Annotated in this window: 17 protein-coding genes; 11 read left to right on the top strand and 6 right to left on the bottom strand. The window is 40.0% G+C overall.

Annotated elements, in window-relative coordinates:
- The first annotated feature begins 215 nt into the window (after positions 1-215).
- Complete coding sequence (locus ACTJKN_RS00170; RefSeq protein WP_440821609.1) at positions 216-836, top strand: dihydrofolate reductase family protein; 621 nt, start codon at positions 216-218, stop codon at positions 834-836.
- A gap of 208 nt (positions 837-1,044) precedes the next feature.
- On the opposite strand, the gene ACTJKN_RS00165 is transcribed toward ACTJKN_RS00170, so the two are convergent.
- On the bottom strand, positions 1,045-2,100 hold the full coding sequence (locus ACTJKN_RS00165) for a serine hydrolase domain-containing protein (RefSeq protein ID WP_440821607.1): 1,056 nt from the start codon (positions 2,098-2,100) through the stop codon (positions 1,045-1,047).
- Positions 2,101-2,312: 212 nt separating this feature from the next.
- Between ACTJKN_RS00165 and ACTJKN_RS00160 the strand changes: the two genes are divergently transcribed.
- The 3 genes from ACTJKN_RS00160 to ACTJKN_RS00150 all read left to right on the top strand — a co-directional run bounded on the left by ACTJKN_RS00160 (position 2,313) and on the right by ACTJKN_RS00150 (position 6,908).
- Positions 2,313-3,101: a phytanoyl-CoA dioxygenase family protein gene (locus ACTJKN_RS00160; protein WP_440821605.1), complete on the top strand. Its 789-nt coding sequence runs from the start codon at positions 2,313-2,315 to the stop codon at positions 3,099-3,101.
- A 515-nt stretch (positions 3,102-3,616) separates the two neighbouring features.
- Entirely contained in the window at positions 3,617-5,008 is a 1,392-nt protein-coding gene (locus ACTJKN_RS00155; RefSeq protein WP_440821603.1) for an IS110 family transposase, read from the top strand.
- A gap of 568 nt (positions 5,009-5,576) precedes the next feature.
- Positions 5,577-6,908: a Gfo/Idh/MocA family protein gene (locus ACTJKN_RS00150; RefSeq protein ID WP_440821601.1), complete on the top strand. Its 1,332-nt coding sequence runs from the start codon at positions 5,577-5,579 to the stop codon at positions 6,906-6,908.
- 179 nt (positions 6,909-7,087) lie between these two features.
- On the opposite strand, the gene ACTJKN_RS00145 is transcribed toward ACTJKN_RS00150, so the two are convergent.
- From ACTJKN_RS00145 to ACTJKN_RS00125, 5 genes are all read right to left on the bottom strand, one after another.
- Positions 7,088-7,798 (bottom strand): leucine-rich repeat domain-containing protein, encoded by a 711-nt coding sequence (locus ACTJKN_RS00145; RefSeq protein WP_440821599.1) that lies wholly within the window; start codon positions 7,796-7,798, stop codon positions 7,088-7,090.
- Positions 7,799-7,925: 127 nt separating this feature from the next.
- Complete coding sequence (locus ACTJKN_RS00140) at positions 7,926-8,414, bottom strand: hypothetical protein (RefSeq protein WP_440821597.1); 489 nt, start codon at positions 8,412-8,414, stop codon at positions 7,926-7,928.
- Positions 8,415-8,436: 22 nt separating this feature from the next.
- Complete coding sequence (locus ACTJKN_RS00135; RefSeq protein ID WP_440821595.1) at positions 8,437-8,772, bottom strand: hypothetical protein; 336 nt, start codon at positions 8,770-8,772, stop codon at positions 8,437-8,439.
- A gap of 1 nt (position 8,773) precedes the next feature.
- Complete coding sequence (locus tag ACTJKN_RS00130; protein WP_440821593.1) at positions 8,774-9,241, bottom strand: hypothetical protein; 468 nt, start codon at positions 9,239-9,241, stop codon at positions 8,774-8,776.
- A gap of 21 nt (positions 9,242-9,262) precedes the next feature.
- The gene (locus ACTJKN_RS00125; protein WP_440821591.1) at positions 9,263-9,583 is read right to left on the bottom strand and encodes a hypothetical protein; all 321 of its coding nucleotides are present in this window, start codon (positions 9,581-9,583) and stop codon (positions 9,263-9,265) included.
- 375 nt (positions 9,584-9,958) lie between these two features.
- Here ACTJKN_RS00125 and ACTJKN_RS00120 point away from each other — a divergent pair, with 375 nt between their 5' ends.
- The 7 genes from ACTJKN_RS00120 to ACTJKN_RS00090 all read left to right on the top strand — a co-directional run bounded on the left by ACTJKN_RS00120 (position 9,959) and on the right by ACTJKN_RS00090 (position 19,430).
- Positions 9,959-10,870: a HEPN domain-containing protein gene (locus ACTJKN_RS00120; RefSeq protein WP_440821589.1), complete on the top strand. Its 912-nt coding sequence runs from the start codon at positions 9,959-9,961 to the stop codon at positions 10,868-10,870.
- A 5-nt stretch (positions 10,871-10,875) separates the two neighbouring features.
- The gene (locus tag ACTJKN_RS00115) at positions 10,876-11,463 is read left to right on the top strand and encodes a hypothetical protein (RefSeq protein WP_440821587.1); all 588 of its coding nucleotides are present in this window, start codon (positions 10,876-10,878) and stop codon (positions 11,461-11,463) included.
- Positions 11,464-11,910: 447 nt separating this feature from the next.
- The gene (locus ACTJKN_RS00110; protein ID WP_440821585.1) at positions 11,911-14,250 is read left to right on the top strand and encodes an AAA family ATPase; all 2,340 of its coding nucleotides are present in this window, start codon (positions 11,911-11,913) and stop codon (positions 14,248-14,250) included.
- Between the two features lie 2 nt (positions 14,251-14,252).
- Entirely contained in the window at positions 14,253-16,190 is a 1,938-nt protein-coding gene (locus tag ACTJKN_RS00105) for a UvrD-helicase domain-containing protein (RefSeq protein WP_440821583.1), read from the top strand.
- Between the two features lie 172 nt (positions 16,191-16,362).
- Positions 16,363-16,809: a hypothetical protein gene (locus tag ACTJKN_RS00100; RefSeq protein WP_440821581.1), complete on the top strand. Its 447-nt coding sequence runs from the start codon at positions 16,363-16,365 to the stop codon at positions 16,807-16,809.
- Between the two features lie 767 nt (positions 16,810-17,576).
- Entirely contained in the window at positions 17,577-18,506 is a 930-nt protein-coding gene (locus tag ACTJKN_RS00095) for an alpha/beta hydrolase family protein (protein ID WP_440821579.1), read from the top strand.
- 21 nt (positions 18,507-18,527) lie between these two features.
- Positions 18,528-19,430, top strand: coding sequence for a helix-turn-helix domain-containing protein (locus ACTJKN_RS00090; protein ID WP_440821577.1), 903 nt, complete (start codon positions 18,528-18,530; stop codon positions 19,428-19,430).
- Positions 19,431-20,654: the final 1,224 nt, after the last annotated feature.

Raw genomic sequence — 20,654 nt, 5'->3', positions numbered from 1 at the left:
CGGTTTTTTTTAGCGGGTTATCACGATAATTTATTAGAGGCGAGAACTAATTCATAGGGGAATGTCATTCTTACCCCAGGATTTGTCTCAAACACCCCTCAATGTTAGTCACACTTTGAATAGCTTTGTAGTTGAAATCAGATGGGAAAGCTTAAATTGCAAATAAACACCTAATACATCGATAGCGTTTACCTAATGTATAACTATAAGAAAAAATGAGTAAAATATTTTTTGACAGCGGAATATCGCTTGATGGTATCTTCGCAGGTGACAACAGAGGTCCTCAAAATCCTATGGGAGGAGTTTCAGGACAAATTCATTCGTGGATGTTTAATCAAAAGGCTTTTTGGGAATACCTGGGGTTTGAAGGCGGAAAAGAAGACGGTCCTGAAGGGAAATACATCAGAGAAACAATCGCAAGAACGGGTGCATTCATTATGGGTAAACGAATGTTTGAGGAAGGCGAAGCCAGTTGGCCAAATGACCTATACAAAGCAGACGTTTACGTATTGACAAATGAAATCCGGGAACCTTGGATTCAAGAAGGTACGACAACCTTTTACTTTATAAATGATGGAATAGGAAGTGCTTTGGACAAGGCACGACAATCTGCAAAAGAAAAGGACATCAGAATACAGGGTGGTGCAAACACTATTCAACAGTTTCTAAACGCAGGACTAGTTGATGAATTTTTTATTCACATTGCTCCTGTTTTTTTAGGAAGCGGTATCAGACTATTTGATGGCATTGACAAAGATCGATATGACCTACAAATTGCTGAAGTTATACATTCAGATTTGACAACACATTTAAGGTATAAGTTGATAAAAAAATAGAACAAACCTTAAACAAGTATGCAAGCAGAACAATTTAATTCAATGCCGAAAAGTTTTAGCCGGTTAGCTTATTCACCACAACTGAGCTTTATCTTTTCGGTTCTACCTGCCTCATCCTATAGAAAATAAGCAGCACACAGCCGCTAAAAAAATAAAAGCAGAAGATACTGCTCCGCTATGAGCTGCCCGGAAAACGGGCAGCAAATACTCAATTCTTTTTAATCCTAAAATAGTAGTCCGCCAGCGCACGCGTGAGCTTCGCAGGAATTGCTTCATCTGTATTGGTCAGCACGATGATGGACAAGCCATTTTTTATGAAGCGGTCGTACTGTGACCGGAACCCTGTGTTTGCCCCTCCATGCATCACCAGCGGGTGGCCTTTATAGTCGTCTACAAACCATCCGAAGCCATAAAAAAGTTTGCTTTCAGCCTTATTTGCGACTTTGATGAATGGTTTCCACAATAAATCCCATTGCGCGCTTTTAAGGATGATCTTTTTCTCCCGCAATACCTGGTCCCAGCGGATCATATCGCTGCTTGTGGAAAGAAACCCACCGCTTGGTCTTACCGCGTACATGGCTTCGGCATTCAGCAGGGTATCTCCTCTATGCATGTAACCGCTTGCCCGGTTCGGAATGATTGGGTAGAAGTCGGTCATGCCGCTGTGCTTCATGCCTGCAGGAGCAAAAATGTTATCGCGTATGTAATCCTGCCAGGGTTGCTTGCCAACTTGTGTGATGATCTCTGCCAGCATATAATAAGCCAGATTGCAATACTCGTATTTTTCACCGGGCGCAAAATTGAGCGGCAAGGAATAAGCAGATTTAATAATCGCCAGGTCTGGCTGTATAATGTTGTTGTTATAGGCAGGGCCTTCCCGTTGCAGGCCGGAGCTGTGCGACATCAAATGTTTGATTTTTATCGGCCGCCATGTTTCGGGCGCATCAGGAAAGAATTTATGGACGGCATCTTCAATACTGAGTTTCCCCTCCTGCGCCATTTTAAGGATAGCGACGGGAAAGAATTGTTTGCTCACAGAACCCAACCGGATGACCGTTTCCGAGTTCATGGGCACCTTATGCTCTACATTGGCAAGGCCGTAGCCCTTGTTTACCAGGGTATGACCATCTTTTACCACCGCAAGCGTAAGGCCGGTGATGCGCTGTTCCTTGATGATCTGCTGTACAATTATATCCGTACTATCCGTTTGCGCATAGGCCGTTGCATGGATGAGCAAAAGCAGGAAGAGCAATTTATTCTTCATGATATCCTTTTTATTTTTAGCGGTTTGCTTATTGGAAATATAGGGTTTTAGTTGAACATTTTGTCAACGACAATTTCGAATCATTAAAAATAAATATATTTGTTGTATGAGAATGACCGTAATGTTATAATATAAATTTTCAAGTCTTTTAAGACAGGATGTCCCGAATGGGGCATTAACTCTTTTATTGTCTGAACTTTTATATAAATATTATGCATAATACCTTAAGTCAACAACAAATACAATCATTTATTACTGACGGCTTTGTTCGTATCAACAATGCTTTTTCTGCTGACCTGGCTAACGAAGCAAGAAATATTCTTTGGAAAGATATTCCGGCTGATCCAAGCGACAGCACCACCTGGACCAGGCCGGTAGTCTGGCTGGGCATGTATGCTCAAGAGCCCTTTGTTAAGGCTGCTAATACCAGTATTCTTCATAGCGCATTTGATCAATTAGTGGGTAAAGGGAAATGGGTACCCTGTATGAGCATGGGCGCGTTTCCTGTTCGTTTCCCATCCGAGACCGATAATGGTGATACTGGCTGGCACGTAGATGCTGGTTTTCCGGGCAGTGATCCAAATGATTTTTTTGCCTATCGTATTAATGTACATTCCAAAGGCCGAGGTCTTTTGATGTTGTTTCTGTTTTCGGATGTCAGGGAGCAGGATGCGCCGACAAGGATTCTTAAAGGTTCTCATCTTGATGTTGCCAGATTGCTGGAACCGGAAGGTGAACAGGGGCTTTCGTTTATGGAACTGGCCATGAAGTTACCTGAATTACCAGAAAGAGCGGAAACGTTGGCCACTGGAGAGGCCGGCACTGTATACCTTTGTCATCCATTTCTGGTTCATGCTGCACAGAGACATCGTGGCAAGGTGCCTAAGTTTATGGCACAACCGCCGCTGTTGCTCAGGAGCGGGTTTCATGTTACTGGTAAAGGATCATTTAGCCCGGTAGAGCAAGCGATAAGAAATGCAATAGGCTTGTCTGGCATTTAATTGATTAGATCTCTGGGGGCTATATTGCTTATCCAGAGATCTCTCACCAATATCTCCCCGTCATTTCTTGTCCCCTCTTTTAACTATAAAATATTGAAAAAAAGGTACACCAAGCGCCGGCCTGGGATCGATTTGTAAAAGGCTTAGGGCCGAGTTCGTGTTGTATCACAAACATAGATTTGTCATCCTGAGGGGTAATTTATTGTATAAAAATCAATATTAGTGACGTACAATTGTCTTCTCTTATCCTACGGCGCGGTCTTGCCTCGGCTCGCCGCCGCCGAAGGGCTCTTTCTTTTTGGTGTCAAATATTATTTAAGCTATGCTTCAGTTTGCGAGAATAATAACTTTGGGAAAAACATCCTGCACAAGGTCGTCTTTCTTATTGACCCCCAAGTCATTGTCAAATCTGACCAAGCCAGCAGTTGAAGTTGTCGATTGAACATCGCAGTTCGTATAGTAAACTAATCTTCAAGCCTGCCGGTTTTGCAGGATGTTTATTAAAAATGAATTTTATGGGCAAAGGTCAAAAAAACACAGAAAAAAAGCAAAAGATTAAAGATTTCGTTCAGCTACCTTTAGTTAATGCAAATGCGGCAGGTATCGATATCGGTGATACACTACATGTGGTAGCCGTACCTGAGGAATGCTGCAAAGGCTCCAATGTAAGAGACTTCGGTACATTTACCGATGATCTTCTGGCTATTGTAGAATGGCTTACCGAGTGCGGGGTTACAACTGTTGCAATGGAAAGTACCGGGATTTACTGGAAAAATCTTGGTGTATTATTGATTGAAAAAGGTTTTGAGGTATATTTGGTTAATGCCCGCCACACACGCAACATCAGTGGTAAAAAGAATGACCAGAGCGATGCGCAATGGATACAAAAGCTGCATAGCTGTGGCCTGTTGAAGAACTGTTTTCTGCCCGACGACCAGACAGACGTACTTCGTACCCTGGTCCGTCAAAGACGAAAGCTGATCCGCGATAGCAGTACATCTGTGCTTAGGATGCAAAAGGCACTGGAACTCATGAACCTGAAGATACATACGGTTATCAGTGACCTCATGGGTAAAACAGGGAAAGCTATGGTAGAGGCCATTCTTTCAGGGGAACGTTATGCAGAAAACTTCCTGACCTTGGTTGATTGCAGGATCAAGGCAGACCGTAACACTATTATAAGTTCACTTAAGGGTAACTGGCGTGAGGAACAACTGTTCCTTTTGGAACAGTATTATACACAGTACAAGTTTTTTCAGGAGCAGTTGGTACAGTGCGACCAAAAGATTGAATACCAGTTGCAGCGGATGCATGCAAAAACCAATGAGGGCATAGCTGAACCTGAAAAAGAGATCAGGCTAACTCCAACCGGTAGATTATCCAAACAGAAGAAGACAAAGAACCAGCCTTTCTTTGATACCCGGGCTTACCTGAAGGGGATCCATGGCATTGATGTGCTGGATATCTACGGAGTAAGTGAGGTAGGCGCCCTGGAAATACTTTCGGAAACCGGAACAGATCTGTATAAATGGCCTTCGGCAGCACATTTCGCCTCGTGGCTCAACCTTTGCCCCAACAACAAGATATCCGGAGGGAAACTTATCTCTAGTAAACTGCAAAGAAAAAAGCCCAATGCAGCATCCCAGGCTTTCCGGATGGCTGCCGGCGGAATCCAGAACAGCAACCATCTGATGGGGCATTTTTTCAGAAAGATGAAAAGTAAGGGCGGTTATAAATATGCTATTGTAGCCACAGCTCGAAAACTGGCATGTATCTATTATAAAATGGTTACCGAGAAACAATCATTCAATCCTTTAAACAATGAAGAGCACCTTAATAAACAGAAAAAAGCGCGAATTGCAGCACTCGAAAAAACACTTAATGCACTCAAGCTACAAGTAGCTTAATCTTTTTTGTTATATAGTAAAAGAAACAAAAAACACCGGCTGAAAATTTTTCTTTTGAAGCCAGTAGGTTGGCTTGGACAGTGCAGCCCGAAAAATTTGTTAGGCCGGATTTAAGTAGAACGAAGATATGGTGCTATGGCCTAGTTGGATGGAATGCATAAACAACAAACCCTGATTATCGCTACTAGCTTGCGCATTAAGATTATTTATTTGTGCCGCTGTTTTTAAAGGCATTCATGAGCTCAATTATTCGGTTATCTTCGTTCCTCTCAATGACGACCTTTCTTAAGAGATCTGTCAGTGATAGCCTTTTGAAGGACCTATTTCAGTATGCTTTAAGGTGTTTCGATCTTTAAAGTGACGGAAAATTTCGGCTTTCCGAATATTGAGGTAATCAAGTTTGCCAGACTATCTATTCTTGCCTATTCCGCTATGGAATAACAGGATCGGATCAATCCGCCGTGAAGGACACAGTTATGGGTAACATTCTTATTAATTTTATCCATATCCTGTATGCTCTACTAATTATTTTGTAATTTACTTTCAGTATAAATCTAACCTAAATTAAATGTTAAACCGTAGAAATTTCCTCAACTACGCTGCAACAGCAGTAGGAACCACTGCCCTGCTTTCTGCCCTAGACAATCCGGCCTATGCCCTTTTCAGTAAGGCTATTGGCGCAAACGACCAAATCAATATTGGTGTAATCGGAATCAAAGGCATGGGATGGTCCGACCTCAAAGCGGCCCTAAAGGTACCGGGTGTAAACCTGATCGCCCTGTGCGACAGTGATGCCAATGTGCTTGATGAAAGGATGGCCGAATTAAAGTCGATGAATGTTGACGCCGCAAAAGTAACAAGATATAAAGATTATCGTGCGCTGCTCGATAATAAAGATGTCGACGCCGTAATTATCGGCACACCCGATCACTGGCATGCCCTGATGATGATTCATGCAGTACAGGCAGGTAAAGATGTATATGTAGAAAAGCCGGTCGGCAACTCTATTGTCGAATGCAGTACCATGGTAAAAGCGCAGGAAAAATACAATAAGGTGGTGCAGGCAGGCCAATGGCAGCGCAGTCAGCAACATTTTAAAGATGCTGTTGATTTTGTAAAGAGCGGCCAGCTTGGAAATATCAGAACGGTAAAAGTATGGTGTTACCAGGGCTGGATGAAACCTGCTCCCATAGTACCCGATACCTTACCCCCTGCAGGCGTTGATTATGCCATGTGGCTTGGGCCGGCGAATAAAAGAGCATTCAATGCCAGCAGATATCACTTCAATTTCCGCTGGTTCTGGGATTATGCCGGTGGCTTAATGACCGACTGGGGCGTGCATTTACTGGATTATGGCTTGCTGGGTATGAATTCACCAGTACCAAAAACCATATCTGCATTGGGTGGCCGCTTCGCCTATCCCGATCTGTACGAAGAAACGCCTGATACGCTGACTACCTTATATGAGTTTGACACGTTCAACATGGTATGGGATTCTGCCATGGGCATCGATAACGGCTCTTACAACCGCAACCATGGCATTGCCTATATCGGCAACAACGGCACGCTGATCCTCAACAGGCAAGGCTGGGAAGTTATTGAAGAAAAGGTAAGCGGCAATAAAGTGAGCAAGCCCTTTGTTAAATCCTCAGATAATGGGCTGGACAATCATATGGTCAATTTCTTTAGTGTGGTGAGATCCAGAAAAAAAGAAGAACTGAATTGTTCTATACAAGATGCTGCGCATGTAGCTACCGTTGCCCAAATGGGAAATCTTGCCTTCAGAAGCGGACAAAAATTATCATGGGACAATGCCAAACATCAGTTTACAGACCAGAAGGTCAATGATAAATACCTGTTGGCCCAATATCACAACGGTTATAGCTTACCCAAAGTTTAACGCTACAGTTTAAACAGATGAGGAGGTATACATTTCCCGGGATCACACCAAAGACTATCAAAATGTGTAAAACCCTGCAATCGCGCGATTAGCAGGGTTTTTGCTTTTAGGGAATTGCCAGGAGTTACATCTAGATTTCTTCCTGAATAATCTGATAAAGTTAAGGCGGGTTAAGTAATTTACTGACTTTGAATAATTGTCGGAACTTTCTTATAATTCTTCATTTGGCTTTCGGTACCAACAATGTTTACACCTTCGTCAACATAAATTATATTCATTTTAAGGTTTTGGTTTTTTGTAATATCAATTACTTTAAAACCATTTCCATTCACTGTTATTTGAATTAATTCGGGGTTATTCGATAATTCAAGAGTCTTCAATTTATTGTTGTCTAATACCAAGTACTTAAGTCTATAAAATTGACTTAGGTCGATTTTATTAAGTTGGTTGTCCATCATATTCAATGACTCTAAATTTGGACAATTTTTTATATTCACGTGAGTTAGTTGATTTAAGCCACAACTAATTTGTTTTAGAGCTGGCATATTTGAAATTTCAAATACTTTTAAAGCATTTTTAGCACAATAGATGTCTGTCAAAAACTTTAAAGTATCAAGTTTCAATCTACTAATTTTATTATTTGTTATTAATAGTCGTTCTAAGTTCTTGAAATATTTTACGTCATTAACATTTACAAGATTTTGTCCCATTAGGTCAAGCGTTTTTATTTGATCAGCTTCATTTGCCTCAATCCTTCCGTTACTGTTTAAGTCAATTTCTGGATATTTAGTTAATACTATTCTTTCGAAATTTGGATTCTCAAATTTAATCTGGTCCTTATGTCCTAAAATGTTAAACGTAAAAAGTATTATCAAAATTTCTATTCTCATTTTTTTCTGTTTACGGTTATGGTCGGAATAATTAACTTCATTAATTCACAAATAAAAGGCATGTTACTTTGTTTCGCATTAGTGTGAAAATAAGGATATTTAATTCGGCGAAACATAATATAATCCATTATAAACTTAACAACCGATTTACTCGCTGCCATTTTGGATCGTAATTAATTTCGTAAGTGAAAGATACCAATCTGTTTTCTGCCGAACTAACCTTTCTTAAAAATTGCTCGATAGGTTCATTCTCTTCCGAATAACATTGGATTTCCATTCCTTTATCTGATACGAGCCTGGAAACAAAGTGGCAAATGCATATCTTCTTCAATTCATCTGAAAAGAAATCCTCAATTGTGCCCATATCCAAGTCGGGATTATTCTCGGCAACTTTATCAGTGAGATCAATGCTTATCCCGATATGATAAGGGCAAAATTCTTTGAACTCGTACTTTCTATATGATTTATCAACCCAGCCAGTGCCTAGCTTGCCATTTTGCATGGTTAGCTTTAAGAGGGTAAAAGAATGTTTCGGATATATCTGATCCGAATATTTTACCATCTCCCAGTCGACCACAGGAGGTTTGTTTCCAAAAAAATTGTTTAAAAAACTCAACGTATTAGGTTTTTATTGTTAGTTACGGGGTCTTTTGCTTTTCCTCCTTAATCCTCTTGTAAAGCAATTTAACCATGCAATCAAGTTCGCTCTGCTCACACCAATATTCACTAATATGTCCATAGGTCTGGTATGTTGAGACGTTAAAGCCTTCCTCAATGTCGTTGTAATAAACTACTGCATTACCAAAGATCGCCACCACCCAAAATCCTCCGCCCTCCTTTCCATATTCTTTTTCCTGCCATTTCTGGGGCACAATTTTAATCAGGTTCCAAAGGTTCAATAGCTCACCCTCGAGTTTTGATTCTCCCCTTGCGATCCATTCTTCTAATTCGGTTAATGAAATTGGTGTCCACATGCTAAAAGTCGTAAACTCTCACTTCAATATTTTTTTCAGCCAAAGCTGATTTGATCAATGGCTCGATTTTATCCCATGTGCCACCAGCCAGACCACATCCAATCCTAGGCATATGCACCGTTGCATCATTTTCAGCTGCAAATTGGGCAACTTTTTCCAGACCCTTTGATATTGCCTCATACCGAATTGGTGCATTTCCCATTTCGTCTTTGTTTATTTTATGCTGGCCAATCAGGTTCGCAATCCATAGATCATTTTCAACTTTCACGAACTGGACCTCGCCAAGGGAGAAACCAGTCTTTGATTTGAACCACTCCCGATATCTCCGCTCTGGTTCTTTCCAGCGTTTTGAGATTGCCATCACAAAACCTTTTCCCCACGCGCCGATATCATTGCAGACGTGTACAATTATCTTGTTACCACTAGATGTGGGATTAGTAGCGTCGCCGGTTAGATAGTTAATATCCATTTCAGTCTTAAAGAAAAGTTTCTATTTCGTGTGCTTGGCCTTATTCATCCCAATCTTGCTGATTATCTTCTTCTCTGTTTCTGCCTGTATCACATTGATGATCAGATTTGGGTCAATATTTAGTATGTAGGCTAAACGTAGTATTTCAGAAACTGTAAACTTTTCAGGATCTGCCAGTTTTACGGAATACCTTTCTGAATTGATACCTAAAAGTTTGATGATCTTAGTTGGATATAATTCCGAAATATCATACATCTTTTTGATCTTGTTGGTTTCAAACATTGCGCCTATTGACGAAAGGTCTTTTTCGGGATTATTATTGTTGTTCTTCCAATTAGCCATATTACTACGTTTATAACTAAAGTCGTCAATAGATTACTATTCATTTATAAAAAAGAACTATTAGTAATTTTAAAAATACTAATAGTTTGTTTTTGTCTGGACTTTTCACTAGGTTTGGGTATGAAAGAATAAAGAATTATTTTTAGCGATTACTTCACAAAATATTGAAGCATTCGCACTTCGAGTCTCGTCTTAGAAACCTGAGAAATTTCAAACGGATACGAGAGGTAAGTGTAGTGCTCACGTCATAGGCGTGGGCCTGCTTTTCCGTATCCAAGGCTTCTCAGGGCCACTAAGACGGGAAGTGGGTTCCACGCCTTATTTTGTGCCTTCCACTTCCAAGACTCATTTGACAGAAAATTAAATGAGATCAATATGGAACCAAAATTATCAACAGAAGCCGAACACGCTGTCCATTTCAGGGCGTTTACCCAACGGCTCGCCCAGAAGTTCGAACCGCTACAGATCTTCAACTTTTCGCAGAACAGCTACACTCATAATTCCCAAGGCTGCTTTAATAACAATCAAGGCTATTTTAAATGCGACCATTGCCTATTGGTAATTACCGAAACTGCAACCCGAATAGATTATGAAATGCAGGATTTCGCCAACAGCTATTATCAGCATGGAACGATTACCGTGATCTCCCATGGCAGGCTATCGGTTATCGACGCCGTACAGCAAAACAGCCGCTTTTTTATCAGCGTGCTTACCTATGGAAAACTGCTCTACAGTAAGGATGGACTGTTAGACAGTGATCCAATACCTGCGTTTATCCCCACAAAGGGTGCAATCAAGGCGCTTAAACATTATGAACGTCGCATACCGCTGGCTGACGGATTTCTGATGTGCGCATCCGAATGTCTGGAAAAGGAGCAGTTCGGGATTTGTGCCTTTATGCTCCATCAGGCCGTCGAACAGACTTGTATCTGTCTGGTGAGGGTTCATATCGCCTACCGTTCGGAGTTCCATAACCTTTACCGCCTGCTCCGTCTGTGTCAATGCTTTTCTGAAAAGCCTTTTCAACTTTTCCTGTCCACTCCCGAAGATGAGCGCTTATTTGATGTAATGGCAAAGAGTTATTCTGGTTCACGTTATAAAGATGATTTTACGGTTTCCCGGCAGGATGCGGAGCGTCTTTATCAACGGGTCGCATCTTTTCTTTTGTTGGCAAAGGAGATGTGCAACGAAAAAATAGAACTGCTTGCCAAATCGGCATCAGATTATGCAGTCTTAAAAAACGCAGATCACGTACAGATCGAAAAAATATTACAGACCAATATTTGAAACAGATGAAAAAGCAAACAAAAAAAACATCTGATAACAGGATTGTTTATCTTGACAATGATGAAATAACAGATCCGATAAAAGCGGTACACGATTTTTTCAGTCACTCCTGGTTGCCCAATCATTTGAAGATGCTGAAACGCTGGCGAAACGATGCAGCGCTTGAATCTGAAGAATCAAAAAAGTGTAGCCCAGACTACCTTGTCTATCATTACGAACTGTCCATAAAGCTGATAGAGGCCGCCTGGCTCTTAAAGAACCAGAAGCTCGGCAGACTTGACTTCGATGACAAACAGGAAAATGATATCGCAAAATGGTACATCAAAACAGAAAGGAAGAAGCTACGGGACTATCCTGGAAATCTGACCATTCGGGAGATCGTAAAACCTTCATCTGTATTAAAGAAAATGTTCAGGATCTATAAACTGGACGGGTACAAAAAAATCCTGCACACATGGCTTCACAATGCACTGAGCAGCACCTTCATGGAAGAAAGCCTTTCCAAATCTGAAGTAATCACCGTTTACGAACAATTGGTCAAACTGTTCGAGGCTATGTGGCTGATCAGTGAGCGTTTAAAAGATGGGAATTAGAACTTTATTTTCCGTCCCGACTGAACGAACGGCCTAACGGAAAAACAGGCAAACCGCCAAACCTTTTCCCCCGTCGACACCAGAACAAAAACAGCGGGGTTGTGTGAGCTGGTCGCAAATGAGCGAGGGAAAATCATTCATGGCCGAAAATCTTTTGCCATACCTAAGCTAGTATTTCCATCTATCATTTACAAGCTATGGGCAGCAGCGAGCGTATCTGTTCGGTCATCAGACATACAATTTACAACCGTTCATCGGGTGCTGCCAGCTCTGTCTCATATCGTTTGCAACCAACTTTCTTATATACACTTGCTTTTTTATGGTTTACCGTATTCTATTTGAAAATCTTTTTAGTCTATTTGAGAAAATAAATGTCCTAACTTTTATCGTTCAGCCCATCAGCATTTGATATATTAGATTATTACTTCACAATTAACACAGCTCATTATGTACATTGAATTTGTTGAAATCCAAAATTTCAGAAAATTAAAAGCCATAAGAATTGATTTTTCACCCGAAACATCAGTTTTCGTTGGTTCTAATAATAGCGGTAAAACTTCCGCAATGAATGCATTAGGGCACTTTTTAATCGATTCAAACAGATTTCATACGAATGATGTCACCCTTTCGAACTGGAAAGGTATAAACAAAATTGGTCGCGAATGGGAAAAACTGCCGCAAAACGAACAGCCTGTCGTTGATGATTGGATCCCATTTTTACCAACAATGGATGTTTGGCTCAACGTTGATGTAAGCGAAATTCATCATGTAAGAAACATTATTCCTTCTCTTGATTGGGAAGGAGGCAAATTAGGTGTTAGGTTAAGATTTGAGCCTAAAAAAGTTGATGAATTTTTCAGGGAGTACATACAAGCAAGAAAAAGCTCAAACGAAACTGTAGCGGCTGCGAAATCAAAAAAAGCTGAAACAAATTATACACTTTCCTTGTGGCCGGGTCACATGGGGGAATTTCTTAGTAGAAGGTTTAAGTCCCTTTTTACAATTAGAACATACCTTTTAGATCCTGATAAAATTGCCCAGCCAAAAAACGGAAATGCGATGCCTCAAATAATTGACCCTGAGCAAGATTTTATTGAGGGCAATCCGCTTAATGGTCTTATTAGAATAGATGAGATAAACGCTCAAAGAGGCTTTTCAAATACAAACTCAGGTGATGATTCCGATACTGGTGGAAAACGAAGACTATCTGATCAGCTGCGTGGATATTTTTCCAAACATATAGACCCATCAGAAGTACCCGAGCCATCTGACGTAGATGCGTTGCAGGCGATACATGAAGCCCAATCGATATTTGATGAAAAACTCAAGTCAAGCTTTGAAGTGGCTTTTACTGAAATCGCAGGGCTTGGCTATCCTGGATTAAATGATTTAGAATTGATTTTATCAACTAAAATCCACCCTATGGACGGTCTTAATCATGATTCAGCACTTCAATATAGAGTAAGTACGGATAGTTCTGACAGTCATACCCCCTTCCTTCCAGAACACTATAATGGATTAGGATATCAGAATTTGATATCTATGGTTTTTAGGCTAATGAGTTTTAGAGACCAATGGATGAGGGTAGGAAAAGCCAACAAAAAATTATCCGAAAATGATGAAGATCCGGGTCACATACCGCCGTTACACATTGTTTTAGTTGAAGAACCAGAGGCTCATCTACATGTCCAAGTTCAGCAAGTCTTTATCCGAAAAGCTTATGAGATTCTACGGAGACACAACGATTTAGAAGACAAAAAAGATTTAACCACTCAACTGATTGTAACAACTCATTCGAGCCATATTGCTCATGAATGCGAGTTTTCTTGGCTGAGGTATTTTCGCCGTCGTCCCGCATTAATTAAAGGAGATGTACCGACAACTACAGTAGTAAATTTGTCTGAAGTATTTGGACAGGGAACCGAAACGCAGAAATTTGTTGCAAGGTATCTTAAAACCACACATTGTGACCTTTTCTTTGCTGATGCTGCTATTCTTGTAGAAGGACCAGCAGAAAGAATTTTAGTTCCACACTTTATTAGACATCACTTTAAAGAATTGCATCAAAGTTATGTTTCAATATTAGAAATAAGTGGTAGCCACGCTCATACTTTGAGACCTTTAGTTGAACATTTAGGACTTATAACCTTGGTAATAACTGATATTGATGCAGCTGATCTAAATGCACAGAAAAAATTAGTTTCTACTGTCCCTAAAAGAGCTAGCAACCAAGTGTCTGGGAATTTTACCGTTCGCAAATGGTGTCCTTCTAAAAAGGCAATAGATGATCTTCTTGACTTGAGCTTTGATGAAAAGGTTATAGAACTTGATAAATTTAGTTCAGTTAGAGTTTGTTATCAAACTCCAATTAGATTTAATGCCGAAGGCGGTACAGAAGTCGAATTAGTACCTAATACATTTGAAGATGCTTTTTTTTACGAAAACCATCAGAATTTTTCTCAATTACAAGGAAAAACCGGTTTCCTGAAAAAGCTGAAAGCAATTAAAACTGATAATATTCCTTATGCAGATTATGGCGAAAATCTTTTTGAATTATTGAAGACGGCAGATAAAGCCCAGTTTGCTTTAGACATACTCTATCAGGATGTCAATAAGCTTAAAATTCCAAAATATATAAGTGAGGGACTAAATTGGATACAAAGTTCATTAAAAACAAAACTTTTGGATAGCCTTATTGAAGAAGTGGCAGTTATTGAAGCTGCAGAAACAGAGTTGATAACTACCCCAGAAGTTGATGTAGAAGAATTAAAGTCCAAAGAAGAATAGATATGCCTGAGTTATTAGAAAATATCAACGATGACCATATTGATGACCATGTTGATGATGAGATTTCGAACTGCTTAAATTTAAAGCAACCTAGAAGCTTTTTTCTTTTTGCTGGTGCTGGTTCAGGGAAAACCAGATCTTTAGTTAAAGCCTTAGACAAATTTTGCAAAGAGCAAGGAAATGAACTTAGAATTAAGGGTAAAAAAGTTGCTGTAATTACTTATACAAATGCTGCTTGCGAAGAAATTATTAGGCGCCTCAATTTCAATCCCTTACTAGATGTAAGTACCATACATAGTTTTGTTTGGAACTTAATTCAAGGGTATAATCTAGATATCAAGGTTTGGATGAAAAAGCAACTTGAACTAGAGATTGCTGAACTTGAGATTGCACAGGCAAAGGGCAGAGCAGGCAAGGCTTCTACTGATAGAGCAAGAAGCATTATTTCCAAAACCAAGAAATTAGAAATCTTACCAACTATTAAACAGTTTGTTTACAACCCCAATGGAGATAATAAAGGAAAAGCGTCTTTAAATCATGCAGATGTAATAAAGATTGCTGCGGAATTTATTACAACCAAGCCGTTAATGCGTTCGTTACTTATTTCTAAATATCCAATACTGCTTATTGATGAAAGCCAGGACACGAATAAATTATTGATGGAAGCATTTTTGAGTGTTCAGCGGATAAACAGCGAAAACTTCGCAATCGGTTTATTAGGGGATACTATGCAAAGAATTTACGCTGATGGCAAGGTTGATTTGGGGAAAGATTTACCCGCAGATTGGGCCATGCCTGTGAAAGTCATGAACCACAGATGCCCGAAAAGAGTAATAACTCTTATTAACAAAATTAGTTTCGCTGCTGGAGGCCAACAGCAAAAATCTCGAAGTGATAAAAGCGATGGGTTTGTCAGGCTATTTGTAGTTAATAATAACGTCGTAGATAAACTCATAACAGAGAGAGCCGTTTCACAAAAGATGTCAGAAGTAACCGGTGACCCTTTATGGATTGAGGATAACGCCGTAAATAAAACATTAATCTTAGAGCATCATATGGCTGCTAAAAGAATGGGGTTCGAACTTATGTTCGATCCGCTTTACAAATTGGGTGATGTCATAAGAACCAATCTTTTAGATGGTACACTGCCGACTCTGAAATTATTTTGGGATCAAGTACTACCTGTTGTTAAGGCCCATTCTAAAAATAATAAGTTCGCTATAGCTACACTAATTAGGAAATACTCACCTCTTTTGAATAAAGAAAGCTTTAGTGCGATTAAAGAGGATCAAACAGTAATATTGAAGACCGCAAATGAAGCAGTAATTAATTTGCTAAAATTATGGAATAATAATAATGATCCAACATTTTTAGAGGTACTTCTTGAGATTGAAAAGACTAGTTTATTTGAAATTCCAGACACCTTAAAAATAATTGCATCCAGAAATAAAGAAGAACAGTTAGAGGCAGAAGAAGAAGATAAAGCGATTCAAGCAATAGCTATTGAAGATGAGGAAGAGAGACCTTCGAATGACGAAGATTTAATAAATGCCTTTGATAGTTTCCTTAGAACACCATTTTCACAAATTGAAAAATACAGATCATACATACTAGGAGAGGCAGATTTTGATACCCACCAAGGTGTCAAGGGACTAGAGTTCCCAAGGGTCAAAGTTATAATTGATGATACGGATGCCAGAGGGTTTATGTTTAGCTATGATAAACTATTTGGTATCAAAGCTAAAACTGATGCCGATATTAAGAATGAAGAAGAAAAAAAAGATACTTCTAATGATCGAACTAGAAGATTACTCTATGTGACTTGTAGTAGAGCAGAGGAAAGTTTAGCGATCGTTACTTACTCATCAAATCCACAACTTTTGGCGAAAAATCTATTAGATGAAGGTTGGTTTGAAGAAAAAGAAATTGTATTTCTATAACTGTTAATAACAGGTAAAGCGCTGAATATTGAATCGGACTTGAAGACACTAGGAAGCCAATAAACTTCCTCAACTGGCAGCAAAACCTAGGTATTTTGCAATAATCAATTGAGTAGAGATATAAGGTGATTGCCAAGTATAAATATTCGATTGTTACCTTAATTTTTAAGATATGAACAAAAATAGACCGTTGTGGTCCAAATTGATAATTTATTGGTGTAAAAAGCTTGGAAGGTATGGATTGACAATACCATTTATTGTTGAAGCGGAGCGCAGATTTGGTGGCAGAATTGATTTTGACATCAACTGCCTTATGGATGAAATTACTAATAGTGATCAAGCATATACAATTAGTGACTGCGTAGATCTAGAGGAATTGGTGCTTGGCCTCTCCAAGAAAGAATATCCGCCGATAGAAATGCTCAAAAAATTTAGGTCGCTAGCAGTCAATGTTCCAGCACTCGACGAAGTCGACTCACTTAATGAGCTTAAAGAAATTTTAGTCGACAAGTATCACAATAGGGTTCTCCATAAAGAAGTATCAAAAAACTATACAACAAAATTATGGTCTGATTTCGATAGTGAAGATATAGCTGATATCACTGAAGCGTTAAACTAACCGTTAAACAATGCATTAAATTGCAATTCATCATTTTTAGATCTAAAGCAAAATTCGGTTAAATGCACATTACAGTTGAGATGCAGGAGTCGGATTCAAAATACAGACTTCCAACATTTGCCTTCTATATAATTGCGGAAATAAATGTTAAATATGGCAAAAACGACGAAGGACAAATTTGCTTTGAAATCAGAGATAGTGTGATATAGGTGAGTCGCTTTTCAAAACCTTTCAGATAGTCTTTAAAGGTTGAAAGTTGAACGAAATCCACATCTCATTGAGATCTCAAAATCCTCCAACTTTCCTTAAAGGTTTTTTAGTTTAAAAGCATTCCGCTATGCTAAATTCCGAACAGCCGTTTATTGCCCCTTTAGCCGGGCTGCTCCGACACAGCTATACACCAACAATACTTTAAGATAACTTTCTCTTTACCTCTTATTTAGCTAGTGTTAACCTGCCAATCTAAAGCGAGGCAAATCTTTGACCTACCTGATCTACAACAGGGCTACAACTCAACCAAGTAAATGTGAAGCAGTGTGCAAGCAAATACCACGCAAGCCTGGCCGGAAGGTGGCCTAAACACGATACAATTCTTCAAAAAGAATGTGTCACATTTTTTTAAGCCTTGTCACGCGCTTTACTATCCGCTAACATCCTTAATCAAGCAATAGATACCTTTTCTTGAGTTTGGCTATGCAATGCCCCGTTTTGACTACGCCGGGGAGCTCAAGACTGATGAACTTTGCCTATATCAAAATAAAAATAAAATGAAACAGTCAAAAACACCTATTATCAGCTTTAGTCCGGTTGTGTTACCAGTTGCGGGCCGTCACGTAGACCTCGAAATGAAAGTTTCTGCTCCCGCGAGCGGAAACAACCTGCCGGTTATTCTTCTTTCGCATGGACATGGCCCCTCTAACTTTCTTTCTTCGTACAAAGGATACGGACCCATGGCAGATTTTTTTGCCGCAGAAGGCTTTGTTGTCATTCAACCTACCCATCAAAATTCTAAAGCACTCGGCCTTTCCCCATCCCTTCCGGAAGCACCCTTGTTTTGGAGCTCGCGGCCAGCGGATATGAAATTTATCATAGATCATCTGGACGAAATTATTGCCACAGTACCTGGTTTAACCGGACGAGTTGATAAAGCAAAAGTTGCTGCCATCGGCCATTCGATGGGCGGCCAGACTTTAGCCATGCTGGCTGGCATGGAAGTAACCGACCCGGCTACAGGTAAAATAGTAAATGCCGCAGAGCCAAGATTAAAGGCCCGGGTGCTAATTGGTGCTTCTGGTGGACCCGAAGGATTTAACGGAGCCGCCAGACAGCACTATCCTGTATTGGCGGCCGGCAATTTCAGTACCATGACTTTGCCAGCACTTATTGTAAATGGAGACCAGGACAAAAACCTCATGTTCTCTGATGTTGACGATTGGCGTGCGGATGCTTATTATCAAAGTCCCGGCCCAAAGGACCTGCTGACCGTGTTTGGCGCTGAACACATCTTTGGTGGCATATCAGGATACGATGCCCGCGAAACAAGTGATGAAAATCCAGAGCGTGTTGCTTTTGTATGTGAAAGTATTCTTGCGTACATTCGGAGTACATTCGACCCAACCGATCCAAGTTGGGAACAAGCAAAGAAAAGCCTCAACGGCGTACAGGGTGCGTTAGGCAGCATTGAAAGCAAATCGTAAACAGGCAATATGAAGGAAGAAATGTCTAACCACAGATTCAATTCTTTATCGAGGTTGCATAAGGCGCTGGACATGCCGGCGCCTATGCACCCATTGGTAAGTTTAATAAATAATGCCGATGGGACCATTCCCCTGGAAAAACTTCCCAGTCCGCACATCTTAAGTTTTTACAAGATCTCTTACAAGATGAACTTTCAGGGAAAGTTCAGATATGGACAGCATTACTACGATTTTGACGAAGGAGGAATGTTTTTTGTTTCACCGAATCAAATCACAGGAGGCCATGCACCGCTAAGCGATCAATCTGGTTATACTTTACTTTTCCACCCCGATTTTTTACAGGGTTACGAAATCGCTAAAAAAATTAAAACGTATGGATTTTTTTCCTATTCGATCAATGAAGCGTTGCACCTATCGGAGAAGGAAAAAACCACGATTATTGCTGTGTTCGAAAGTATCGAAGAAGAGTTAAAAAGCAGAATTGATAATTTCAGCCAGGATGTTGTGATTTCCCAGATCGAATTGCTGCTGAATTATGCAAATCGGTTCTACAGCCGGCAATTTATCACCCGCAAGGCGGTAAGCAACGATTTGCTTCAAAGGGTAGAAGACACTTTACTCGCCTATTTCCAGCCACCACAGGCACAAAAGCAGGGGCTTCCAACTGTCCAGTTTCTTTCTGAGCAATTAAACGTCAGTGCCAGTTATTTAAGTGATATGCTGCGATCACTTACCGGGCAAAATGCACAACAGCACATTCATAATCACCTGATCGAAAAAGCAAAGGAACAGTTATCAACAAGTCAGGCTTCGATCAGCGAGATTGCCTATGAATTGGGATTTGAACATCCCCCATCCTTTAGTAAACTATTTAAGCTCAAAACCAGTATGTCGCCCTTGGATTTCAGACGTTCTTTCAATTAAGCATATTCAGGTAAAGTGCAGCCTTATCCTTAAGGCTGATAAGGACCCATCGTATTTATTCAATTAAATCCCATACTCGATTGGGATGGAAAGGTTTATTGATGATGAGTATTAGTGACAGATGGATAAAGTATGTGAATGGTTTTGAAGTATCATCATTTCGACCGCAGTGTTCCAAAGGAACTACTTCGGATGATAAACTTTTAAATTTGATTTCAATAATTTGGTACAAAGATCTCTCCATTTCGCTACGCTACAGTCGAGATGACGACCATTTTATTGGAACCTGTCAATGGTAGCCTGTCGAAGGACATGTTTAAATACGCTTTAAGGTATTTCGACAGGCTCTCCCCAGGAGTCCTTTGGACAACATGAAGCATCTGGGCTAAATCGGCTTATAATACATCGTCTTTTTTCATTTAGAAGAGTTTCACTATGCTAAAATTCCGAGCAGCCGTTTATTACCCCTTTTACCCGGGCCCTCCGACACAGCTATACACCAACAATACCTTAGGCTAACTTTCTCCTTACCTATTATTGAGCTATTGTTACCCCATTGATCTAAAGTGACGCAAATCTTTGACCTACCTAACCTATACCACGGCTACAACTCAACCGAAGCAAGTGTGAAGCAGTATGCAAGTAAGTACCACGCAAGCCTGGCCGGAAGGTGGCCTAAACGTGGGGTAAATGGGCGTGAAGGCGGACTTTAGATATTTTTTTTGAGGATTTTTAATCAGATGGATTGATTGGGGCTATCATCCATCTTTGATTATCCTAATATACTAAAATTATGATTGTCTGGAATGTAATGATCAAAGTTAATAGGCAAACAGGAACTCGTTTTTTACAAATGCGAAATTAAGGTCCCTTCGATTACGCTATCAATGACATTATTTTACAAATTATTATTAATCAGTATTTCAACTACTTTAGCATTTTCATCCAGCTAGGCCCTAGCACGGTATCCCCGTTCTACTTAAATCCGGCCTAACAAATTTTTCGGGCTGCACTGCCCAAGCCTACCTGCTGGCTTCGAAAGAAAAATTTTCAGCCGGCAGTTTTTGTTTCTTTTTGATGCCAAAAAGAAAGAAGCCTGTCCGGCTAGGACAAATAAAACACCCCGTCCTGCGGACACCCCTCTAAAAGAGGGGAATTATATACCGCCTGAAATTTAAACGTCATTTATATTGATTTTTATACAATAAATTAACCCTCAGGGTG

The organism is Pedobacter sp. 22163 (assembly GCF_052045595.1).
Lineage (GTDB): Bacteria > Bacteroidota > Bacteroidia > Sphingobacteriales > Sphingobacteriaceae > Pedobacter.
Note: the sequence above shows the minus strand (reverse complement) of the source record. Positions and strands in the feature narration are given on the sequence as shown.